General features: G+C 71.6%; 14 protein-coding genes. 3 read left to right on the top strand and 11 right to left on the bottom strand.

All coding sequences use genetic code 11. The annotated features are described in order from the left end of the window. Positions 1 to 49: 49 nt before the first annotated feature. The 5 genes from ACIOFR_RS00170 to acnA all read right to left on the bottom strand — a co-directional run bounded on the left by ACIOFR_RS00170 (position 50) and on the right by acnA (position 7,933). Positions 50 to 994, bottom strand: a complete 945-nt coding sequence (locus tag ACIOFR_RS00170; protein ID WP_400991331.1) for a carbohydrate ABC transporter permease — start codon at positions 992 to 994, stop codon at positions 50 to 52. Positions 995 to 1,008: 14 nt separating this feature from the next. Next, positions 1,009 to 1,941 carry a carbohydrate ABC transporter permease gene (locus ACIOFR_RS00165; protein ID WP_400991329.1) on the bottom strand — a complete coding sequence of 311 codons (933 nt, stop codon included), beginning with the start codon at positions 1,939 to 1,941 and terminating at the stop codon, positions 1,009 to 1,011. Positions 1,942 to 2,017: 76 nt separating this feature from the next. Further along, positions 2,018 to 3,424 (bottom strand): N-acetylglucosamine/diacetylchitobiose ABC transporter substrate-binding protein, encoded by a 1,407-nt coding sequence (gene ngcE, locus ACIOFR_RS00160; protein WP_400991327.1) that lies wholly within the window; start codon positions 3,422 to 3,424, stop codon positions 2,018 to 2,020. A 370-nt stretch (positions 3,425 to 3,794) separates the two neighbouring features. Beyond that, positions 3,795 to 5,114, bottom strand: coding sequence for a glycoside hydrolase family 18 protein (locus tag ACIOFR_RS00155; protein WP_400991325.1), 1,320 nt, complete (start codon positions 5,112 to 5,114; stop codon positions 3,795 to 3,797). A gap of 170 nt (positions 5,115 to 5,284) precedes the next feature. Beyond that, a complete protein-coding gene (gene acnA / locus ACIOFR_RS00150) occupies positions 5,285 to 7,933 on the bottom strand; it encodes an aconitate hydratase AcnA (protein ID WP_400991323.1) in 2,649 nt (882 codons plus the stop codon). 321 nt (positions 7,934 to 8,254) lie between these two features. Here acnA and ACIOFR_RS00145 point away from each other — a divergent pair, with 321 nt between their 5' ends. Then, positions 8,255 to 8,668, top strand: coding sequence for a type II toxin-antitoxin system VapC family toxin (locus ACIOFR_RS00145; RefSeq protein ID WP_400991322.1), 414 nt, complete (start codon positions 8,255 to 8,257; stop codon positions 8,666 to 8,668). Between the two features lie 189 nt (positions 8,669 to 8,857). After that, complete coding sequence (locus ACIOFR_RS00140) at positions 8,858 to 9,472, top strand: hypothetical protein (RefSeq protein WP_400991320.1); 615 nt, start codon at positions 8,858 to 8,860, stop codon at positions 9,470 to 9,472. 19 nt (positions 9,473 to 9,491) lie between these two features. Here the strand turns inward: ACIOFR_RS00140 and argF are convergent, their stop codons facing one another. From argF to ACIOFR_RS00125, 3 genes are all read right to left on the bottom strand, one after another. Then, positions 9,492 to 10,490, bottom strand: a complete 999-nt coding sequence (gene argF, locus ACIOFR_RS00135; RefSeq protein WP_400992094.1) for an ornithine carbamoyltransferase — start codon at positions 10,488 to 10,490, stop codon at positions 9,492 to 9,494. Between the two features lie 159 nt (positions 10,491 to 10,649). After that, a complete protein-coding gene (locus ACIOFR_RS00130) occupies positions 10,650 to 13,316 on the bottom strand; it encodes a polynucleotide kinase-phosphatase (protein WP_400991318.1) in 2,667 nt (888 codons plus the stop codon). Further along, positions 13,313 to 14,965, bottom strand: coding sequence for a 3' terminal RNA ribose 2'-O-methyltransferase Hen1 (locus ACIOFR_RS00125; RefSeq protein ID WP_400991316.1), 1,653 nt, complete (start codon positions 14,963 to 14,965; stop codon positions 13,313 to 13,315). Before ACIOFR_RS00125 ends, ACIOFR_RS00130 begins: the two co-directional genes overlap by 4 nt. Before the next feature lie 134 nt (positions 14,966 to 15,099). Between ACIOFR_RS00125 and dapD the strand changes: the two genes are divergently transcribed. After that, complete coding sequence (gene dapD, locus ACIOFR_RS00120) at positions 15,100 to 16,089, top strand: 2,3,4,5-tetrahydropyridine-2,6-dicarboxylate N-succinyltransferase (RefSeq protein ID WP_400991314.1); 990 nt, start codon at positions 15,100 to 15,102, stop codon at positions 16,087 to 16,089. A gap of 291 nt (positions 16,090 to 16,380) precedes the next feature. Here the strand turns inward: dapD and ACIOFR_RS00115 are convergent, their stop codons facing one another. The 3 genes from ACIOFR_RS00115 to ACIOFR_RS00105 all read right to left on the bottom strand — a co-directional run bounded on the left by ACIOFR_RS00115 (position 16,381) and on the right by ACIOFR_RS00105 (position 19,425). Continuing rightward, positions 16,381 to 17,406 carry a DUF6099 family protein gene (locus ACIOFR_RS00115; protein ID WP_400991312.1) on the bottom strand — a complete coding sequence of 342 codons (1,026 nt, stop codon included), beginning with the start codon at positions 17,404 to 17,406 and terminating at the stop codon, positions 16,381 to 16,383. Between the two features lie 175 nt (positions 17,407 to 17,581). After that, the gene (locus ACIOFR_RS00110) at positions 17,582 to 17,974 is read right to left on the bottom strand and encodes a nucleotide pyrophosphohydrolase (RefSeq protein WP_400991311.1); all 393 of its coding nucleotides are present in this window, start codon (positions 17,972 to 17,974) and stop codon (positions 17,582 to 17,584) included. Between the two features lie 188 nt (positions 17,975 to 18,162). Further along, positions 18,163 to 19,425, bottom strand: a complete 1,263-nt coding sequence (locus ACIOFR_RS00105) for an AAA family ATPase (protein WP_400991309.1) — start codon at positions 19,423 to 19,425, stop codon at positions 18,163 to 18,165. Positions 19,426 to 19,516 lie beyond the last annotated feature (91 nt).

The raw sequence follows: 19,516 nt of genomic DNA, 5'->3' as shown, positions 1-19,516 counted from the left end.
CGACGGCCGCCCGGGAGATCCGGGCGGCCGTCGCGCGGGCACGGTCGGGCTACTTCAGGGTGGCCGAGGTCAGACCGGCCTGGACCTGGCGCTGGAAGGAGAGGTAGACCACCAGCACCGGCAGCATCGCGATGGTCATGCCGGCGAACAGGGCCGGCGCGTCCGACTTGTAGCCGGACTGCAGGGCCAGGTTGACCAGGCCCTGGGCGAGCACCGAGTGGTCCGCCTCGCCCGCCTGGGTGGGCTGCATCAGGGTGACCGGCAGGATGTACTGGTTCCACTGGCCGAGCACGTTGAAGATGCCGACGCTGATCAGGCCGGGCTTCGCCATCGGGACCATGATCTGGAAGAACGCCCGGGAGTGCGAGCAGCCGTCCAGCATCGCCGCCTCGTGCACGGCGGTCGGCAGGGTGCGGAAGAACGAGTACAGGAAGAAGACGGTGAACGGCAGCGAGTACGCCGTGTACACCAGGATCAGGCCGAGGTAGCTGTTCAGGCCGAGGATCGGGGAGATCTCACCGAGGTTGCGGACCATGAAGAACAGCGGCACCAGGGCCAGGTAGACCGGGAACATCGAGCCGGCCACGAACAGGTAGTAGATCGCCTTGCTGCCCTTGAACTCGTACCGGGCCAGCACGTAGGCGGCCATGCCGCCGAGCAGCATGGTCAGGGTGAGTGAACCGGCCAGCACGATCAGGGTGTTGACGAAGAACCCGCCGATGCCCTTGGACCAGGCGGTGGAGAACGCCTTGAAGCCCCAGGACGCCGGCCAGCTCCAGGCGCTGCTGTTGATCTGCGCGTCGGTCTTGAAGGAGCCGAGGACGACCCAGACCAGCGGGAAGATGATCAGCAGGGCCCAGACGGCGAGGAACCCGTGCGAGAAGGCGTTCAGCACGCCCCCGCCCTCGGCGAAGCGCGTCGTCCGGTCGGCCTTCGGGCGCCCGCCGGGGCGCTGGGCGGGAACGGTCGCGGTCTTGTCGATGCTAGTGCTCATGTCGATGGCCCCGCTCAGTACTCGATCCGGTCGCGCTTGGTGGCCCAGAGCGAGACGACGGACAGGATCAGCGTGAAGAAGAAGATCACCACACCCATGGCGCAGGCGTAGCCGGCCTCGCCGTTGCGCAGGAAGCTGCGCATCAGGTACGTGGAGATCAACTCGCTGTGGTGGTCAGGGCCGCCGCCGAAGTAGGCGCCGGGAGTGATGCTGGAGACCAGCGCGAAGGCGTCCATCGCGACGATCGCGAGGTAGACCCAGGCCGTCTGGACGGTCTCCCAGAGCAGCGGCAGGGTGATCCTCAGGAAGGTCTGGCCTCGCTTGGCGCCGTCCAGCAGGGCCGCCTCGTAGATGTCCTTCGGGATGCCCTGCATGGCCGCCGAGAACAGCACCAGGTAGAAGCCGACGCCGGACCAGACCAGTACCGCGAGCACGCACCACATGACCATGTCGGGGTCGGACAGCCACTGCACCGGGTGCGCCGCGTCGGCCAGTCCCAGCTTGATCAGGACACCGTTCGCCAGGCCCGCGCCGTCGGTGCGGTAGACCGCGCCCCACAGCACCGCGAGGATGGCGATCGAGAGCACCTGCGGGAAGAAGAAGACCACCTTGTAGAAGGAGGCGCCGCGGACGCCCTGCACGCCGCCGGTGCCGCTGCGGCCGCCGACGTTGAGCATGAAGGCGAAGAACAGCGCGATCAGGATGGTGATCACCGGCAGCAGGACGAGCAGCAGCAGGTTGTGCCAGATCGCGCCGAGGAAGACCTCGTCATCGAGGAGTTTCGCGTAGTTGTCCAGGCCGACGAAGTTCATCTCCTGGCTCTGCCCCGACCAGTCGGTCAGGGAGTATCCGAAGGTCTGGGCGTACGGCCAGAGCACCAGGCCGACGTACAGCACGATCGGAAGAAAGAGGAACCCCACGATGAAGGGGTACTTGCCGTGACGCATCGCCACTTCTCCTGTTCTCAGGCGTGACGCACCGGGGGCGGTTCGGGGCCCCCGGTGCGTACGGTGACTCCGCTGGTCAGGCGGTCTTGTTCTTGGTGGCCGACTCCTTGGCCCGCTTGATCCACTCGGCGGGATCGATGCGCGCCGCCATCAGCTCGCCGGAGGCGTTCTGCAGGTCCTCGTCGAACTTGCTCGCGGTGTTGGGGTACTGGAAGTTGAAGGTGTTCGCGGCGGCCGCCTTGAGCGCGACCACGGTGGACGCGGTGCCCGGCTTGAGCTTGACCTCCGGGCCGACGCCGTCCTTGAGACAGGTCAGGCTGTTGGCGGTCTGGGCGAACTTGCCCGAGGCCTCCTTGGTCAGCATCATCCGCAGGAACTCCAGGCCGCCCGCGACGTTCTTGGCCTTGGCCGGGATGATGAAGGGCTCGCCCGCACCGGCCCGGATCGCCTCGAAGGGCAGCTTGTCGCCGGGCAGCGACGGCATCGGCAGGAACGCCATGTCGAAGTCGGCCGGGGTGGAGGCGAGCTGCTCGTTCTCCAGCCAGGAGCCGGACGGGATGAAGGCCGCCTTGTACTGGTTCCACGCGGTCTGCGACTCGGTGTGGGTCATGCCGTTGGTGCCGGGGAGCAGGTAGTCCTTGGAGACGATCTGGTAGAACGCCTCGACCACGGTCTTGACGGCCGGGTCGTCCCACGCGGTGGCGTCCAGGCTGTCGATCCGCTTCATGAGGTCCAGGCCGCCCTGCTTGGCGATCATGTCCATCATGACGACGTTGATGTAGTACGGGTACTTGCCCTGGTGCGCGACCGGCGCGATGCCCGCGGCCTTGATCTTGCCGCAGAGGTCGATGAACTCCGCCCAGGTCTTCGGCGCCGTCCAGCCCTTGTCCTTGAAGAGCTTGTTGGAGTACCAGAACCCCCACACGGTGTAGACGTAGGACAGGTTGTAGACCTTGCCCTTGAGGGTGCCGGACTCGACGGTGCCCGGCATCAGCACGTCGCGGATCTTCTTCGTCGGGTCGTCGATGTACGGCGAGTCCAGCAGCGGGGTCAGCTCGGTCAGCTGGTTGGAGTCGGCCAGCACGTCCAGCTTGATCTGCTTGGCGCCGGAGTCGTCGATCACGTCCGGCGGGCTGCCCGCGTTGAAGCGGGGCTGCAGCTTGCCGGTGACGTCCTTGTCCGCCTGGTGGTTGATCTTCGCGCCCGGGTAGCTCTTCGAGTAGATCGCCTCGAAGGCCTTGGCGTACTCGTTGCCGTAGCCGCCGTCGAAGATGAAGACCTCCAGGCCCTCACCGTCCTTGACGCCGAACGGGTTCTTGGCGTCGGTCAGGTTGAAGCCGCCCGCCCCCTTGGAGCCCTTGTCGCTGCTGCCGGTACCTCCGGCGCAGGCGGCGAGCAGCGAGCCGCCGCTTGCGGCGAGCACGGCGATGCCGGCGGCCCGCTTGAAGATGTCACGACGGTTGTACTCGGTTGCTGAGCCCATGGTGCCCTAACCCCTCGGTGTCCGGAGAGAAGATGCAGACAGGTCTGACGGACGGTCAATTCCTGTACGTTCAGGCGCGCCTAGCGGCGAAGGTGCCGGTCAGAGGCGGTTTCTTTGATGCGCAAAGGTATAGTCCACTGTTCATCTGGCGGCAATAGTCCAACCGCCCGATGCCCGTTGTGACGGTCAAAGCGTTGTCGGCGGTGCAGCATGTGCAATGTGCAGGGAGCCTGCGTATTGCGCCGACGCCGCACCGATGACCGAGAATGTTGCGCGATCATGCGCGTTTGAACATAGAAACGCGCAGCTTCGAGCATAACCGACCCAGAACCGTGATGTTCGAAGCTGCGCGTACGGGCGGTCCGAGCGGTCAGCGGCCGCTCCGGCCGAGCCCCTTGTCCACCGCCGTGACCAGCGACCCCCGGTCGTCGTCGCTGTCCAGCGACCAGACCATCACACCACCCAGACCGTTCCAGCGGGAGTACTGCGCCTTGCGGACCAGCAGTTCCGGGGTGTCGTAGGACCAGAAGTCGGTGCCGTCGTACTTCCAGCTGGCACCGTGCGGCCAGTCGTGGTGGACGGTGCCCGGCAGGTCCTTGATCCGGTTGTACGGGAGCGTCCCGCCCTGCGCCAGGCCGGTGGCCGGCTGGTGGAGGCCGTACGCGGAACCGGCCGGCACGCCCGTCCAGCCGTAGCCGTAGAACGGCACGCCGAGCACCGCCTTCGCCGGCGGCAGCCCCTTGTCGAGGTAGTGCCGGACCACCCGGTCGGCGCTGTAGCCGCGGTTCTCGGCGGCCGGGTCCCTGCGGTCGGAGTAGAGGTTGGCGTTGTGGTCGGTCGGCCCGAGAGTCTCCCAGGAGCCGTGCAGGTCGTAGGTCATCAGATTGAGCCAGTCGACCGACCTGGCGACCCTGGCGACCTCCAGCCGGTCCGCCCTCGTCTCGTTGGCGGGCACCGCGGCCGTCAGCAGGTAGTGGGTGCGGCTCCTCGCGCCGAGCGCGTCCAGCTGGTGGCGGAACTCCTGCATCAGCAGGGTGTAGTTGCGGCCGTCCTCCGGGCGCACGACGTTGCCCGGGTCACCGCCGCCGCCCGGGTACTCCCAGTCGACGTCGATGCCGTCGAAGACCCCCGCCGCCGCACCCCGGCCGCCCTCGGCCGACCCGAGCTGCGGCAGGTCGCCCTTGAGGTAGAGGTCGAGGCAGGAGGCGACGAACTTCCTCCGCGAGGCGTCGGTCAGCGCCGCGTCCGAGAAGTTCCTGGACCACGACCAGCCACCGAGCGAGATCACCGCCCGCAGCTGCGGGTTGGCCGCCTTGAGCTTGCGCAGCTGGTTGAAGTTGCCCTTCAGCGGCTGCTCCGCGGTGTCGGCCACGCCGTCCACCGCCTCATCGGCGCCCACCGGCCGCTGGTAGTCGGCCCAGGCGTCGCCGACGCCGGCGGCGTTGGCCTCGAAGCAGGTGCCCTCGGCGGACACGTTGCCGAAGGCGTAGTTGACGACGGTGAGCTTGCCGGCCTGGCCGGAGGTCTGCACCTTCTTGGCGGAGAACCCGCCGTAGATGCCCCACTGGGTGAAGTAGCCGACCCGCTGCCCCTCCAGGCGCGGGGTGCGGCCGTGGGCCTGGGCGGCGGGGGCGAGGACGGCCGAGGCCACCGTGACGGCGGCGAGGGCGGCTGCGGTACGACGGAGCATGCGCATGCGAGAAGACCCGTGGCTTTCTCTGAATCAGCGTCAAATGGTCTGGACCAAGCTGACAAAGAGGTTTAGTCCACCGGGGCGTCGCGCACAAGAGGGGGCGCAGAACGCGGACCGGGCCGCACCCCCGGGGAGGGGTGCGGCCCGGTCGCCGTGCGGGGTGCGGGTCAGCCGTTGATCAGGCTGCGCAGCACGTACTGCAGGATGCCGCCGTTGCGGTAGTAGTCCGCCTCGCCGGGGGTGTCGATGCGCACGACCGCGTCGAAGGTGACGTCGCCCGCGGTGACCTTGACGGTCTTCGGCGTGCGGCCCTCGTTCAGCTCGGTGACACCGGTGAAGGAGAAGGTCTCCTCGCCGGTCAGGCCGAGGGACTCGGCCGTCTGGCCGGCCGGGAACTGCAGCGGCAGCACGCCCATGCCGATCAGGTTCGAGCGGTGGATGCGCTCGTAGGACTCGGCGATGACGGCCTTGACGCCGAGCAGCGCGGTGCCCTTGGCCGCCCAGTCGCGGGACGAGCCGGAGCCGTATTCCTTGCCGGCCAGGACGACCAGCGGGATGCCGGCGGCCTGGTAGTTCTGCGAGGCGTCGTAGATGAACGACACCGGCGCGTCGGCCTGGGTGAAGTCGCGGGTGTAGCCGCCCTCGGTACCCGGCGCGATCTGGTTGCGCAGGCGGATGTTGGCGAAGGTGCCGCGGATCATGACCTCGTGGTTGCCACGGCGCGAGCCGTAGGAGTTGAAGTCACGCTTCTCCACACCGTGCTCGGTGAGGTACTGCGCCGCCGGGGTGCCCGGCTTGATGTTGCCGGCCGGGGAGATGTGGTCGGTGGTGACCGAGTCGCCCAGCTTGGCGAGGACGCGGGCACCGGCGATGTCGTTCACCGGGCTCGGGGTCTTCGCCATGCCCTCGAAGTAGGGGGGCTTGCGGACGTAGGTGGACTCGGCGTCCCACTCGAAGGTGTTGCCGGTGGGGACCGGGAGCGACTGCCAGCGGTGGTCGCCGGCGAAGACGTCCTGGTAGCCCTTGTCGAACATGGCCTCGTCGATGGAGCCGGCGACGGTTTCGGCGACCTCCTGCTCGGAGGGCCAGATGTCGGCGAGGAACACGTCGTTGCCGTCCGCGTCCTGACCGAGCGCGTCCCGGGTGATGTCGATGTTCATGTTGCCGGCGAGGGCGTAGGCGACCACCAGCGGCGGGGAGGCCAGGTAGTTCATCTTGACGTCCGGGTTGATCCGGCCCTCGAAGTTGCGGTTGCCCGAGAGCACCGAGACGACCGCCAGGTCCGACTCGTTGACCGCGGCCGAGACCTCCTCGGGCAGCGGGCCCGAGTTGCCGATGCAGGTGACGCAGCCGTAGCCGACCAGGTTGAAGCCCAGCTTCTCCATGTACGGGAGCAGGCCGGCCTTCTCGTAGTAGTCCATGACGACCTTGGACCCGGGGGCCAGGGTGGTCTTGACCCAGGGCTTGACGGTCAGGCCCTTCTCCACGGCCTTCTTCGCCAGCAGGGCGGCGCCCAGCATGACGGAGGGGTTGGAGGTGTTGGTGCAGGAGGTGATCGAGGCGATCACGACCGCGCCGTTGTCGATCGCGTACGAGGTGCCGTCAGGGGCGGTGACGGTGGTCGGCTTCGACGCCTCGGCGGAGTACGTCGGCAGCGCCTCGGCGAACTTCTCCGCGGCCTCGGACAGGACCACGCGGTCCTGCGGGCGCTTCGGACCGGAGATCGACGGGACGATGGTGGAGACGTCCAGCTCCAGGTACTCGGAGAAGACCGGCTCGACCGACGGGTCGTGCCACAGGCCCTGCTCCTTGGCGTACGCCTCGACCAGGGCGAGCTGCTGCTCGTCGCGGCCGGTGAGCTTCAGGTAGTTGATCGTCTCGGCGTCGATCGGGAAGATCGCGCAGGTCGAGCCGAACTCCGGCGACATGTTGCCGATGGTGGCGCGGTTCGCCAGCGGGATCGCGGTGACGCCCTCGCCGTAGAACTCGACGAACTTGCCGACCACACCGTGCTTGCGCAGCATCTCGGTGATGGTGAGCACCAGGTCGGTGGCGGTGGTGCCGGCCGGGAGCTGGCCGTTGAGCTTGAAGCCGACCACGCGCGGGATCAGCATGGAGACCGGCTGGCCGAGCATCGCGGCCTCGGCCTCGATGCCGCCGACGCCCCAGCCCAGCACGCCCAGGCCGTTGACCATGGTGGTGTGCGAGTCGGTGCCGACGCAGGTGTCGGGGTAGGCCTGGCCGCCGCGGACCATGACGGTGCGGGCCAGGTGCTCGATGTTGACCTGGTGCACGATGCCGGTGCCGGGCGGGACGACCTTGAACTCGTCGAACGCGGTCTGGCCCCAGCGCAGGAACTGGTAGCGCTCCTTGTTGCGGCCGTACTCGATCTCGACGTTCTGGACGAAGGAGTCCGGGGTGCCGAACTTGTCGGCGATGACCGAGTGGTCGATGACCAGCTCGGCCGGGGCCAGCGGGTTGATCTTGGAGGGGTCGCCGCCCAGCTCCTTGACCGCCTCGCGCATGGTGGCGAGGTCGACGACGCACGGCACGCCGGTGAAGTCCTGCATGATCACGCGGGCCGGCGTGAACTGGATCTCCTCGCTCGGCTCGGCGGTCGGGTCCCAGCCGCCGAGGGCGCGGATGTGGTCGGCGGTGATGTTCGCGCCGTCCTCGGTGCGGAGCAGGTTCTCCAGCAGGACCTTGAGGCTGTAGGGCAGCCGCTCGGAACCCTCGACGGCGGAGAGCTTGAAGATCTCGTACGACTCGTCGCCCACCTGCAGCGAGCTGCGGGCGTCGAAGCTGTTCGCGGACACGACTGACTCCTTCTTGGTCCACCCAAGTGGTAAGGTAAGCCTTAGTTAGGCTCCGCCTCGCCACGATGGAAGGCGTGCGCCTCTCGGCAAGTATCTTGATGTCAAGATAAATCATAGCGCGGAGTTATCTCGACGTCGAGATAAACCATAGTGCATGCCCGTTCACCGGACGAAGGCAGGCATGCCCGGGCATCCTCTCCAAACTTCACCTGCCGGGCGACTACCGCAACCGCAGCCCGAAACCGCCCCGCACCCCCGGCCGGGCCCATCCGGCGCTACCGTGGACCGGTCCGAGGATCACGTGAGCAGGGGGCCCCACCGGTGATAGTTGTCGACGCCTCGGCGCTGGTCCTGGCACTGGCCGACGAAGGCGGGCGCGGCGACGCCGCCCGGGCCGAGCTGGCCGCGGACAGCGAGTGGGCGGCGCCGGAGCACGTGGTGATCGAGGTGATGCAGTCCCTGCGCGGGCTCTACCTCGCCCGGCAGGTCGAGGCCGCCCGGGTCGCCGAACTGGCGTCGAAGCTGCCGGAGCTGGCGATCCGCAAGGTCGAGGTGGCCCCGCTGCTCGGCCGGATCTGGGAGCTCAAGGACAACCTCACCCCGGACGACGCCGCCTACGTGGCCGTCGCCGAGCAGCTCGGCGTCCCCCTGGTCACCGCCGACCTGCGGCTGATGCGGGCCAGCGGGCCGCGCTGCGAGATCCGCGGCATCGCCGCGGCCGCCCCCGGGGTCTGACCGGGCGATCCCGGCCCGAACCTCCGTCGGCACTCCCCGTACGGGTGACCCGGCGGCAGGTCGGCGTGCGGTCGGGCCGTCCCGGCGGCCACCGTGGGCGGTGTTCGGCTTCTCGCGGCTCGCCGCTCGCCGCTCGCCCTCGCCCCTCGCCCCTCGCCCCTCGCCCCTCGCCCGGAAGGACCGGCCTCGATGCCCGTCCCGCTCTCCGGTCTGGCCGCCGCCCTGGCGCCGATCGCCCTGCTGCCCGCCGCCGCCGCACCGCCCACCGTGGTGGACGGCCGGTTCGCCCCCGCCTCCGCGTTCGTCCCGCCGGCCGCGATCAGCCACGCCCAGGACCTGGTGCCGTACGGCTCGCACGTCCGCGTGACGGTGGTGCGCGGCGGCACGGGCACCACCGTGCTGGTGGAGCTGGCCGGGGTCGCGTCCGACCACACCTTCCCGGCCCATGTGCACACCGGTCGGTGCGGAGCCGACCCGGCCGCCTCCGGCCCGCACTACCAGGACCACTCCGAGCCGGCGCGGCCGTCCGCGGAACCGGCGCTCACGGACCCCACGCCCGACAGCCCCGCAGCAGGCAGACCCGCAGCAGGCAGACCCACGCCCGGGAACGCCGCTCCGGCCGAGGGGCGCGGCGAACTGCGGCTGACCGTGCACACCGACGCCACCGGCGCGGGCCGGGGGCACACCACCGTGCCCTGGGGCTTCCGGCCGAACGAGGCCCACGCCCTGGTGCTGCACGCGGGAGACGGCGCCGGACCGCACGCCGCCGGGGACCGGGCGGCCTGCGTGAACGTCGACTTCTGACGCGCCCGGGCCGGGCCGCTCAGCCGAGGGTGGCGACCAGGACCGCCTTGATGGTGTGCAGCCGGTTCTCCGCCTGGTCGAAGACGAGCGAGTGGTGCGACTCGAAGAGCTCGTCCGTCACCTCCAGCTCGGTCATCCCGGTGGCCTCGTGGAGCTGCCGGCCGACCTCGGTGCCCAGGTCGTGGAAGGCGGGCAGGCAGTGCAGGAAGCGCACCGCCGGATTGCCGGTGGCCCGCACGGTGTCCATCGAGACCTGGTACGGCCTGAGCAGCTCGACCCGGTCCGCCCAGATCTCCTTGGGCTCCCCCATCGACACCCAGACGTCGGTGTAGAGGAAGTCGGCCCCGGCCACCCCCGCGGCGACGTCCTCGGTCAGGGTGATCCGGGCGCCGGTGCGACCGGCCAGCTCCTCGGCCGCCTTCCGGACCTCCTCGGTCGGCCAGAGCTGCTGCGGCGCGACGATCCGGATGTCCATGCCGAGCAGGGCGCCGGTGACCAGCAGCGAGTTGCCCGTGTTGAAGCGGGCGTCGCCCAGGTAGACCAGGGTGACGTCGGCCAGCGGCTTGGTGGAGTGCTCCTGCACGGTCAGCACGTCGGCCAGCATCTGGGTCGGGTGCCACTCGTCGGTGAGCCCGTTCCAGACCGGGACCCCGGCGTGAGCGGCCAGCTCCTCGACGATCTCCTGGCCGTATCCGCGGTACTCGATCCCGTCGAACATCCGCCCCAGCACCCGGGCCGAGTCCTTGATCGACTCCTTGTGCCCGAGCTGCGAGCCCGCCGGATCCAGGTACGTGGTCGAGGCGCCCTGGTCGTGCGCGGCCACCTCGAAGGCGCAGCGGGTGCGGGTCGAGGTCTTCTCGAAGATCAGCGCGATGTTCTTGCCGCGCAGCCGCTGCTGCTCGGTCCCGGTGTACTTGGCCGCCTTGAGCTGCGCCGCGAGGTCCACCAGGTGCCGGAACTCCTGGGGCGTGAGGTCGAGCTCCTTGAGCAAGTGCCGGTTCCGGAGGTTGAAGGCCATGCCGGGCTCCTGGGTCATCTGGTGGATCGGGCGACTCGGCGAACCGAGACGGGAAGTGTATACGACTCTCGGAATTTATATGCATCGGTGGGGTGACGCAGGCCCCACGGCGCGCGGCACATCCCGCGAACACCGTGGGGCCCGCACCGGCCGGAGCACCTACAGCCGGGGGTCGACCGGCTCGGACTCCAGGGCCAGCACCGCGAAGACCGGCTCGTGCACCCGCCACAGCGGCTCGCCGGCCGCCAACCGGTCCAGCGCCTCCAGGCCCAGGGCGTACTCGCGCAGGGCGAGCGAGCGCTTGTGCCCGAGGAAGCGCTGCCGCAGCTGGTCCAGGTACTGGGTGTAGTCCGGGCCGTAGATGATCCGCAGGTACTCCCGGCCGCGGACCTTCACCCCGGGCTGGACCAGCCGACCGTCGGCGCCGCCGCGGACCAGCGAAGCCACCGGCTTGACCACCATGCCCTCGCCGCCCGCCTCGGTGAGCCGCTCCCACCAGGCGATGCCCGCGGCGACCGACGCCTCATCCGAGGTGTCCACCATCAGCCGGCCGGTGCGCTGAATGATCGGCGCGGCCGGGTCGTCGGCGTCCGCCAGCCGGTCGATCCAGCCCAGGTGCCGGTCGTGCGGGCGCACCGCGAGGTTGGCACCCTCGGCGGCCAGCAGCTGGAACGGCGCCAGCCGGATGCCGGACAGGCCCTCCGTCGGCCAGCAGTAGCGGCGGTAGGCGGCGGTGAACGCCTCGGCGTCCGCCGCACGCTGCCGCTGCTGGGCCGTCAGCCCGGCGACGTCCAGGCCACGGCCGGCGGCCTGCTCCAGCGCGGCGAGCACCTGCGGGAGCGCGGCACCGGCGGCCGCGCCGACCGCCGCGTACTGCCGGCGCAGCAGCTCGGCGGCCTTGAGCGACCAGGGCATCAGCTCGGCGTCCAGCAACAGCCAGCCGGTGCCGAGCTCCTCGAACAGCCCGGCCCGCTCGGCGGCCGCCCGGACCCGTTCCAGGACCGCGGCCGTCAGCTCCTCGTCCCCGAGGAACGCCCGGCCCGTCCTGGTCCAGATGGCGCCGGGCCCGGCCAGGTCGAAGCGCTTCTCCAGCGCCGCAGCGTCCCGGGCGACCAGCACCACGGCACGGGAGCCCATGTGCTTCTCCTCGCAGACCACGTGCTGCACGCCGTCGTGCGCGTAGGCGTGGAAGGCCTCCTCCGGGTGTTCCAGGTAGCCGTCCCGGCGCGAGGTCGCGCAGGGGGCCATGGTCGGCGGGAGGTAGCTGAGCAGCCGCGGGTCGAGCGCGAACCGGCTCATCACCTCCAGCGCCGCCGCCGCGTTCTCCTCCCTGATCGAGATCCGGCCGTGGTGGGCGGTCTCGACGATCCGCCGGCCCGCCACGTCGGCGAGGTCCAGCGGACGGCCCTCGCGGGAGCCCGGCGCATCGGTGTGCATCGGACGGACGGGGGCGTACCACTCCTGCTCGGCGGGTACGGTCACCAGCTCGCGCTCGGGGTAGCGCAGCGCGGTGAGGCTGCCGCCGAACACGCAGCCGGTGTCCAGGCAGATGGTGTTGTTGACGAAGCTCGCGGTCGGCACCGGCGTGTGGCCGTAGACCACCAGCGCCTTGCCGCGGTACTCCTCCGCCCACGGGTAGCGGACCGGCAGGCCGTACTCGTCGGTCTCACCGGTGGTGTCACCGTAGAGCGCATGCGAGCGGACCCGGCCGGAGTTGCGGCCGTGGTACTTCTCCGGCAGGCCGGCGTGGCACACCACCAGGTCGCCGCCGTCGAGGAGGTAGTGGCTGACCAGGTCCCGCATGAAGGCGCGGACCCGGACGCGGAACTCCTCCGGCTCGGCGGCCAGCTGGTCCAGCGACTCCTGGAGGCCGTGCGAGACGGTGACCTTGCGGCCGGCCATGTGGCGGCCGAGCTTGTTCTCGTGGTTGCCGGGCACGCAGAGCGCGTGGCCGGCCTCGACCATGCCCATCACCAGGCGCAGCACGCCGGGCGTGTCCGGGCCGCGGTCGACCAGGTCACCGACGAAGACCGCGGTGCGGCCCTCGGGGTGCGCGGCGTCGACCGGGCGGCCCGCCTCGTCCCGGGTGAGCGTGTAGCCGAGCCGGGTGAGCAGGGTCTCCAACTCGGAGCGGCAGCCGTGGATGTCACCGACGACGTCGAACGGGCCGGTGAGGTGGCGCAGGTCGTTGAAGCGCTTCTCCGGCACGATCTCGGCGGCCTGCACCTCGGCCTCGCCGCGCAGGATGTGCACCTTGCGGAAGCCCTCGCGCTCCAGGCCCCTGAGCGAACGGCGCAGCTCGCGCTGCTGACGCGGGATGACGTGCCCCGGCAGCTGGCGGTCCGGCCGGTGCCGGTTGCGCTCGGCACAGACACCCGGCGGGACGTCCAGCACGATGGCGATCGGCAGCACGTCGTGCTCGCGGGCGAGGGCGACGAGTTGCTTGCGCGCCTCCTGCTGGACGTTGGTGGCGTCGACGACGGTGAGCCGGCCGGCGGCGAGCCGCTTGCCGACGATGTAGTGGAGCACCGCGAAGGCGTCGGCGGAGGCGGACTGGTCGTTCTCGTCGTCGGCCACCAGCCCGCGGCAGAAGTCGGACGAGACGACCTGGGTCGGGCGGAAGTGCTTGCGGGCGAAGCTGGACTTGCCCGCGCCGGTGGTGCCGATCAGCACCACCAGGGAGACGTCCGTGACGGGCAGCCGGCGGACCGGCCGGGCGGCGCCGGTGGCGCCGGTGGCATCGGTCGGTTCGGCGGCGTCGGGCTGGTCGACAGGCTGGTCGAGGGGCTGCGCGGCCTCGGCGGGCTGTGGTGCGTCGGTGGTCATCGGGTCGCGCTCCCTTCCTGAGAAGCGTCCTGAGCGATCGTGCTCGGTGCGGTGGCGGTCGGTACGGCAGTACCGATGCGGAACAGGGCGAGCTGGGTCGGGGCACCGACCTCGTCGTCCGAGGGCCCGACCGGGCGGACGGTGACGGTGTAGCCGTACTTCCGGGCCACCTCGTCGGCCCAGGCTGCGAACTCCGCGCGGGTCCACTCGAAGCGGTGGTCCGCGTGCCGGACGTGGCCGGCCGGGAGGCTCTCCCAGCGGACGTTGTACTCGACGTTGGGGGTGGTGACGACGACGGCGGCCGGACGGGCCGCACCGAACACCGCGTACTCCAGGGCGGGCAGCCGGGGCAGGTCGAGGTGCTCGATGACCTCGGAGAGCACGGCCGCGTCGTAGCCCTTGAGCCGGGCGTCGGTGTACGCCAGGGCGCCCTGGACCAACCTGACCCGGGCCGCCTGACGTTCGCTCATCCGGTCCAACCGCAGCTTACGGGCGGCCGCGGCGAGCGCGCGGGAGGACACGTCCACCCCGAGCACCTCGGTGAAGCGGACGTCCTTCAGCAGCGCGCCGACCAGCTCGCCCTGGCCGCAGCCGAGGTCGAGCACCCGGGCGGCGCCCGTCTCGTGCAGCGCGGCGACGATCGCCTCGCGGCGCCGGACGGCGAGGGGTACCGGCTTCTCGTCCGGCTGCGCCCGGTCCTGCTCCTGGTCTCGGTCCCGGTCCTGCGGCTCGCCGTCCTCCTTCCCGTCCTGCTGTCCGGCGTCGTCGTGGTCCTGCGGCAGGTCGTCGACGGCGTTGTCCACCTCCTCGGCCTCCTGGCCCTCGGCCTCCGCCAGCCGGGCCAGCGCGAGCCGCTCCAGTGCGAGGCGGGTGAGCGACCAGCGGCGGGACAGGTACCGACGGGTGATCAGCCCCAGCTCGGGGTGGTCGCCCAGCCACCCCTCACCGGCGGCGAGCAGCTTGTCCACCTCGTCCGGCGCCACCCAGTAGTGCTTGCTGCCGTCCATGACCGGGAGCAGCACGTACAGCTGCTGAAGTGCGTCGGACAGACGCAGGGTGCCGGAGAGCTCGACCCGGACGTAGCGGGACGTGCCCCATTCGGGGAAGGCCTCGTCGAGCGGGATCTCCACGGCCTCGGTCCGCCAGCCGAGCGGTTCGAACAGTCGGGCCACCATCGCCGCGCCGCCACCACTGCCCTCTGCCGCACCGGAGTCGCCCGGGCCGGAGTCGCCACGGCCGAAGCCGTTGGCCGGCACCGCGGGGAGCGAGATCCGCAGCGGCAGCGGCTGGTCCGCCAGGCCGGGCCGATGCTCGCAGACACCCTTCATCGCGGACCGGAAGACCGTCCGCAGCGCCACCGCGAGCAGCGAGGACGCGGCGTAGGGCCGGTCGTTGACGTACTGGGCGAGTGCGAGGTCGGGGGAGCCGCCGCGTCCCTTGCCCCGGCCCTGGCGGACCAGGGCGACGGGGTCGACGTCGAGCAGCAACACGGCCGTGCACGCCGCCTCGGTGGCTTCCGGGTAGAGGACGTGGGCCACGCCGTGGGAGGTCGAGAACCGCTGCACCTTGTCGGGGTGCTTGTGGAGCAGGAATCCCAGGTCAGTGGCAGGCCGCTGGGCCGTACCTGTGGTGGAGATCGAGATGAACACCCGTCCGAGTATCGCGGAGCGCCGGGTCGGCGGTCACCGGGTTTTGGCCTGCGCGGCCGTTCCGGGGCCCGGCACGCCGTCCGGACGGTGGGCGTGTTCGGCAACCGCGACCGGGATTGGCTAACGTGCACGGTGTGACTGCTGAAACCTCCTCCCTCGCGCGCGGCGCCGTCGCCGCCGGTCTGGCCACCCTCGCCGCGGACGGCACCATCCTCGACACCTGGTACCCCGCACCGGAGCTGGCCGACCAGCCCGGCCCCGCCGGCACCGTGCGGCTGACCGCCGAGCAGGCGGAGGCCGCGCTCGGCCCGGGCGCCTCCGAGGCCCTGCGCAGCGACGCGCGCCGGGGCGTCGAGGTCGTCGCGGTGCGCACCACGATCGCCTCGCTGGACGAGAAGCCGCTCGACGCCCACGACGCCTACCTCCGGCTCCACCTGCTCAGCCACCGGCTGGTCAGGCCGCACGGCCAGAACCTGGACGGCATCTTCGGCCTGCTGGCCAACGTGGCCTGGACCAGCATCGGCCCGGTGCCGGTCGATCTCGTCGAGCAGGCCCGGCTCGCCGTCCGCGCGCAGGGCGGCCAGCTCGCCGTGTACGGCATCGACAAGTTCCCGCGGATGACGGACTACGTCGCGCCGGGCGGTGTGCGGATCGCCCACGCCGACCGGGTGCGCCTGGGCGCCCACCTGGCCGAGGGAACCACCGTGATGCACGAGGGCTTCGTCAACTTCAACGCCGGCACGCTCGGCACCTCGATGGTGGAGGGCCGGATCAGCGCGGGTGTCGTGGTCGGCGACCACAGCGACATCGGCGGCGGCGCCTCGATCATGGGGACCCTGTCGGGCGGCGGCAAGCAGGTCGTCTCGGTGGGCGAGCGCTGCCTGCTCGGCGCCAACGCCGGTATCGGGATCTCGCTGGGCAGCGACTGCGTGGTCGAGGCCGGTCTGTACGTCACCGCGGGCACCCGGGTGACCACCCCGGACGGCACGATCGCCAAGGCGGTCGAGCTGTCCGGCCAGGACAACCTGCTGTTCCGCCGGAACTCGCAGAGCGGCGCGGTCGAGGTCATCGCCCGGTCCGGCTCCTGGGGCGGGCTGAACGCCGAGTTGCACGCACACAACTGATCTCCTCTCCGTTTCTCCCCGCCGGGCCTCCGGCGCCTGCGTCCCCGACCAGGTGCCGGAGGCCCGGCGCGTTCCGTCAGCCGGTGGGCAGGAGCGGCCGACGGGCAGGTCGGCCGGTGGGCACAAGCCCGCGCAGCGCGCCGGAGCCGGCCCCTAGCCGAGCCGTGCGGCGGCCCGCAAACCCGGATCACCCCTGGGGCTGACGCCGGGCGGGGGTTGGACCTCAACGGGTGGTCCGCGGTGACCGGCCGCGCTCGGGGCTCGTTGGACCGGCGGCCGACATCCGTCGCCTCACACCGCACTACCGAGCTGGAGGGGCCCCCTCATGTCCGAGCCCTGGTCGGAGGCGCCCACGGCGCCGCAGACACCCGCCGCCACCGCCGTACCCACCGGGCTCACCGGGCCCACGGCGCCGCAGAACCTGCTGGAGCAGATGCAGGAACTGCTCGCGTCCATCAACACCGATCTGGCCGGGCTCGACGCCGACCTGCAGTCCTCCGGGGCCCGGGCGGCCGAGGCGGCCCGTACCGCCGAGGGATCGACCGGCGCCGCCGAGCCGGGCCGGTAGCCGGCGACGCCGGGCGGCCCCAACGGGACGACCAGGACCGGCAACGGCCGAGCCGCCCGCAGGCCGAGCCGCGGCGTCCCGCGCCCCGGACCGCCGGCGGGCCCGGACTCCTCGGGGAGCGCGTCCACGCCGTCCCAGGCATCGTCCGGCTCGACACCGTCCACGTCGACGTCGGTCGAGTCGACGTCGGCCGGGTCGACGCCGTCCACGTCGACCCCGTCCCGGTCGGGCTCCTCCGGCCCCGTCGGCGGCGGGGCTCCGGACTCGCGGCGGACCGTCCTCAGCAGCTCCGCCAGCAGGTCCTTGCACTCGGCCCCTGCGTCGACGCCGTCGATGCAGCGCCAGTAGACGCTCTCGGCCTCGGCCCCGCAGGCGAGCACCACCAGCGTCTCCGCCACCTCGTGCAACAGGCTGCCGAGCGCCAGCAGCACCGGCTCCACCTCGCCGAGCTCCCGCAGCCGATCGGCCCGGCCACCGCCGGACCAGTCGGCCGGCCAGTCGTCGGAGCAGTCGACCGTCCGGTCCGGGTCGACCTCCGGCTGCGGCTCGACGCAGCTCGCCGCGTGGCCGCCGGCGTCGCAGAGCAGCTGACCGAGCGCGGCCACCTCACCGGCCTCGCGCTCGGCGATCCGCGCCCCCACGGCCTCGGTCAGCAGCCCGGCCTGCCACGCCTCAAGCAGCGCGTCCGGAACCGTCCTCGCCTCGGCCAGGGCGTGCCGGGCCGTCTTGATCAGTCGCAGCGCGTCCATGCCGCCGCTCCCTTCGCTCGCGTCGGACCGCCGCCATCGGAGCGGCGGATCACAGCGCCAGCCTGCGGCCCGGACGGGCTCCTGGGAGGACCCCTTCCATTTCCTGTGGACAACTGCGGCCTGTGGACAACCGATGTCACCCACACGAGTGAGGAGGCCGAGATTCGCGGGACCGCTACGAGGTCTCCCCCTCGCCGGAAGCACCACCCCGCGCCCCCGGGACGGGGAAGCGCAGCTCGTTCCGCTCGATCTTCGCCGCCAGGGCGGTCAGCGGATCCACCCCCACCGCCGCGCAGAACTGGAGGAGGTAGGCGAGCACGTCCGCCACCTCGTCCTCCACCCGGTGGGCGGCTTCGGGCTCCGTCATCACGGACGCCGCCTGTTCGGGGGTCAGCCACTGGAAGATCTCCAGCAGCTCGCCCGCCTCCACGCTCAGCGCGGCGGCCAGGTTCTTCGGGGTGTGGAACGGCTGCCAGCTGCGGGCCGCCGCGAAGGCGGTCAGCCGCTGCTGCAGGTCCGTCAGGGAGAGCGGTGCGCCGCCCGGCTCGGGCGTCTGTCGATCGGTCACCCTGCCAGGTCTACCGCATACCGCCGCTCCCCCGGGCCGGGCCGCCCCCGCAGGTCAACCGCCGTACGCCCACGTCCCACCGCCGCCACGTCCCACCGCCGGCGCGAGCCCCCGCGCCCCACGCTCCCGTCTGTCCCCCGACGCCCACGCGGGCCCCGCCCCCCGGACACCCCCGCGCGCCCCTCGCGCTACCGCGCGTCCGCCCCGCCCTGCGGCGGCACCCGCAGGGCCTCCGGTCGCAGCAGCACGCTGTGCCCGGTCGCCGGGTCCCGCCGGCACTCCACCAGCTCGACCCCGCCCACCTCCCGGGCGGCCGCCGGGTCCTGGAGGGCTCCCAGCAGCCGGATGTCCTCCTTGGCGCAGACCTCCCGGGCCAGCCGCAGCAGCGAGGCCGTCTGCTCGACCCCCAGCCCGGCGCCCAGGTCCTCGGCCAGGACGGTCAGCTGACGGTGCGCCGGCGGGACCTCCGCCGCCGGGTCGACGTCCAGGACGCCCGCGCCCGTGAGCAGGACCGCCGCGAACGCGAGCAGCCGCAGCATGCCGTCCGACGCCTGGTCGGCCCCGGTCCGGCCGAGGACGCCCTCGTCGAAGACCGCCAGCACCTGCCGCTGCGCCTCGTTGCCCCGGGTCGCCAGGTCCAGGCCGAGCAGCGGGTGCGGGGCGGCCGCCTGGACGGCCTTGAGCAGGCGGCCGTAGCGCCGGGTGCAGCCCTGCTTGATCCGGGCCAGCACGGCCGAGATGTTGGCGGCCGTGCCGAGCAGCCGGGCCTGCGGATCGGGCCTGGCCCAGCCGCGCATGGCGGCCGGCACGGGGTGCAGCTGGAAGACCTCCCGCAGTGCGGTCAGCAGGTGCTCGGTGGCGGTCAGCACCTTCTGCTCCCCGGGCGAGGAGCCGGCCACCCGGAGCGGGATCTGGGCGGTGATCAGGCTGGTGCTCGGGAACGGCGCCCGGATGTCGCCCTGCCGGGTGTCGTTGTGCCAGGTGACGTTGATCCGGCCGTGCGCGACGTCCTGTTCACCGGTGTCGACGAGCGTCTCGCCGTCCAGGGTCAACAGCTCGCGGGCGATCCGGACCGGCCCGTCGGTACGGACCACGACCTCCAGCCGGATCGGGCCCACCACGGAGCGGACGGTGCAGCCGAGGATGATCGCGTTCCGCCCGTGCGGGACGCAGCCGAGCAGCCCGCCCCGGAGCGGCGCGGCCAGCGGGCCGGTCGGCGCGCCGCCGCCGTCCAGGGAGGCCCGGATCTCCTCCCCGATGGCGAGCCGGGAGAGCACCGCCAGTGCGTCGAGCGCGTTGGACTTCCCGACCCCGGAGGGCCCGTGCAGCACGGTCAGTGCCGACAGCGGCAGGGTGGCCCGACGGTAGGACTTGAACGAGGTGAGCCGGAGCTCCTCGACGGTCGGGCGGAGGCTCTGGCGGGGTGCGTACCGGACGGCTTCGCTGGTCACCCCGAGGACCCTAGCCCCCGCCTGAGCAGCAGAAACGTGCCTCCGGTGGCCATTCACCCCAACGAGTAAGCCGCCCCCGGACGGCCGTGGG

The sequence above is a fragment of the Kitasatospora sp. NPDC088346 genome (genome assembly GCF_044740765.1).
GTDB lineage: Bacteria > Actinomycetota > Actinomycetes > Streptomycetales > Streptomycetaceae > Kitasatospora.
This window is presented reverse-complemented; position numbering and strand designations above follow the sequence as displayed.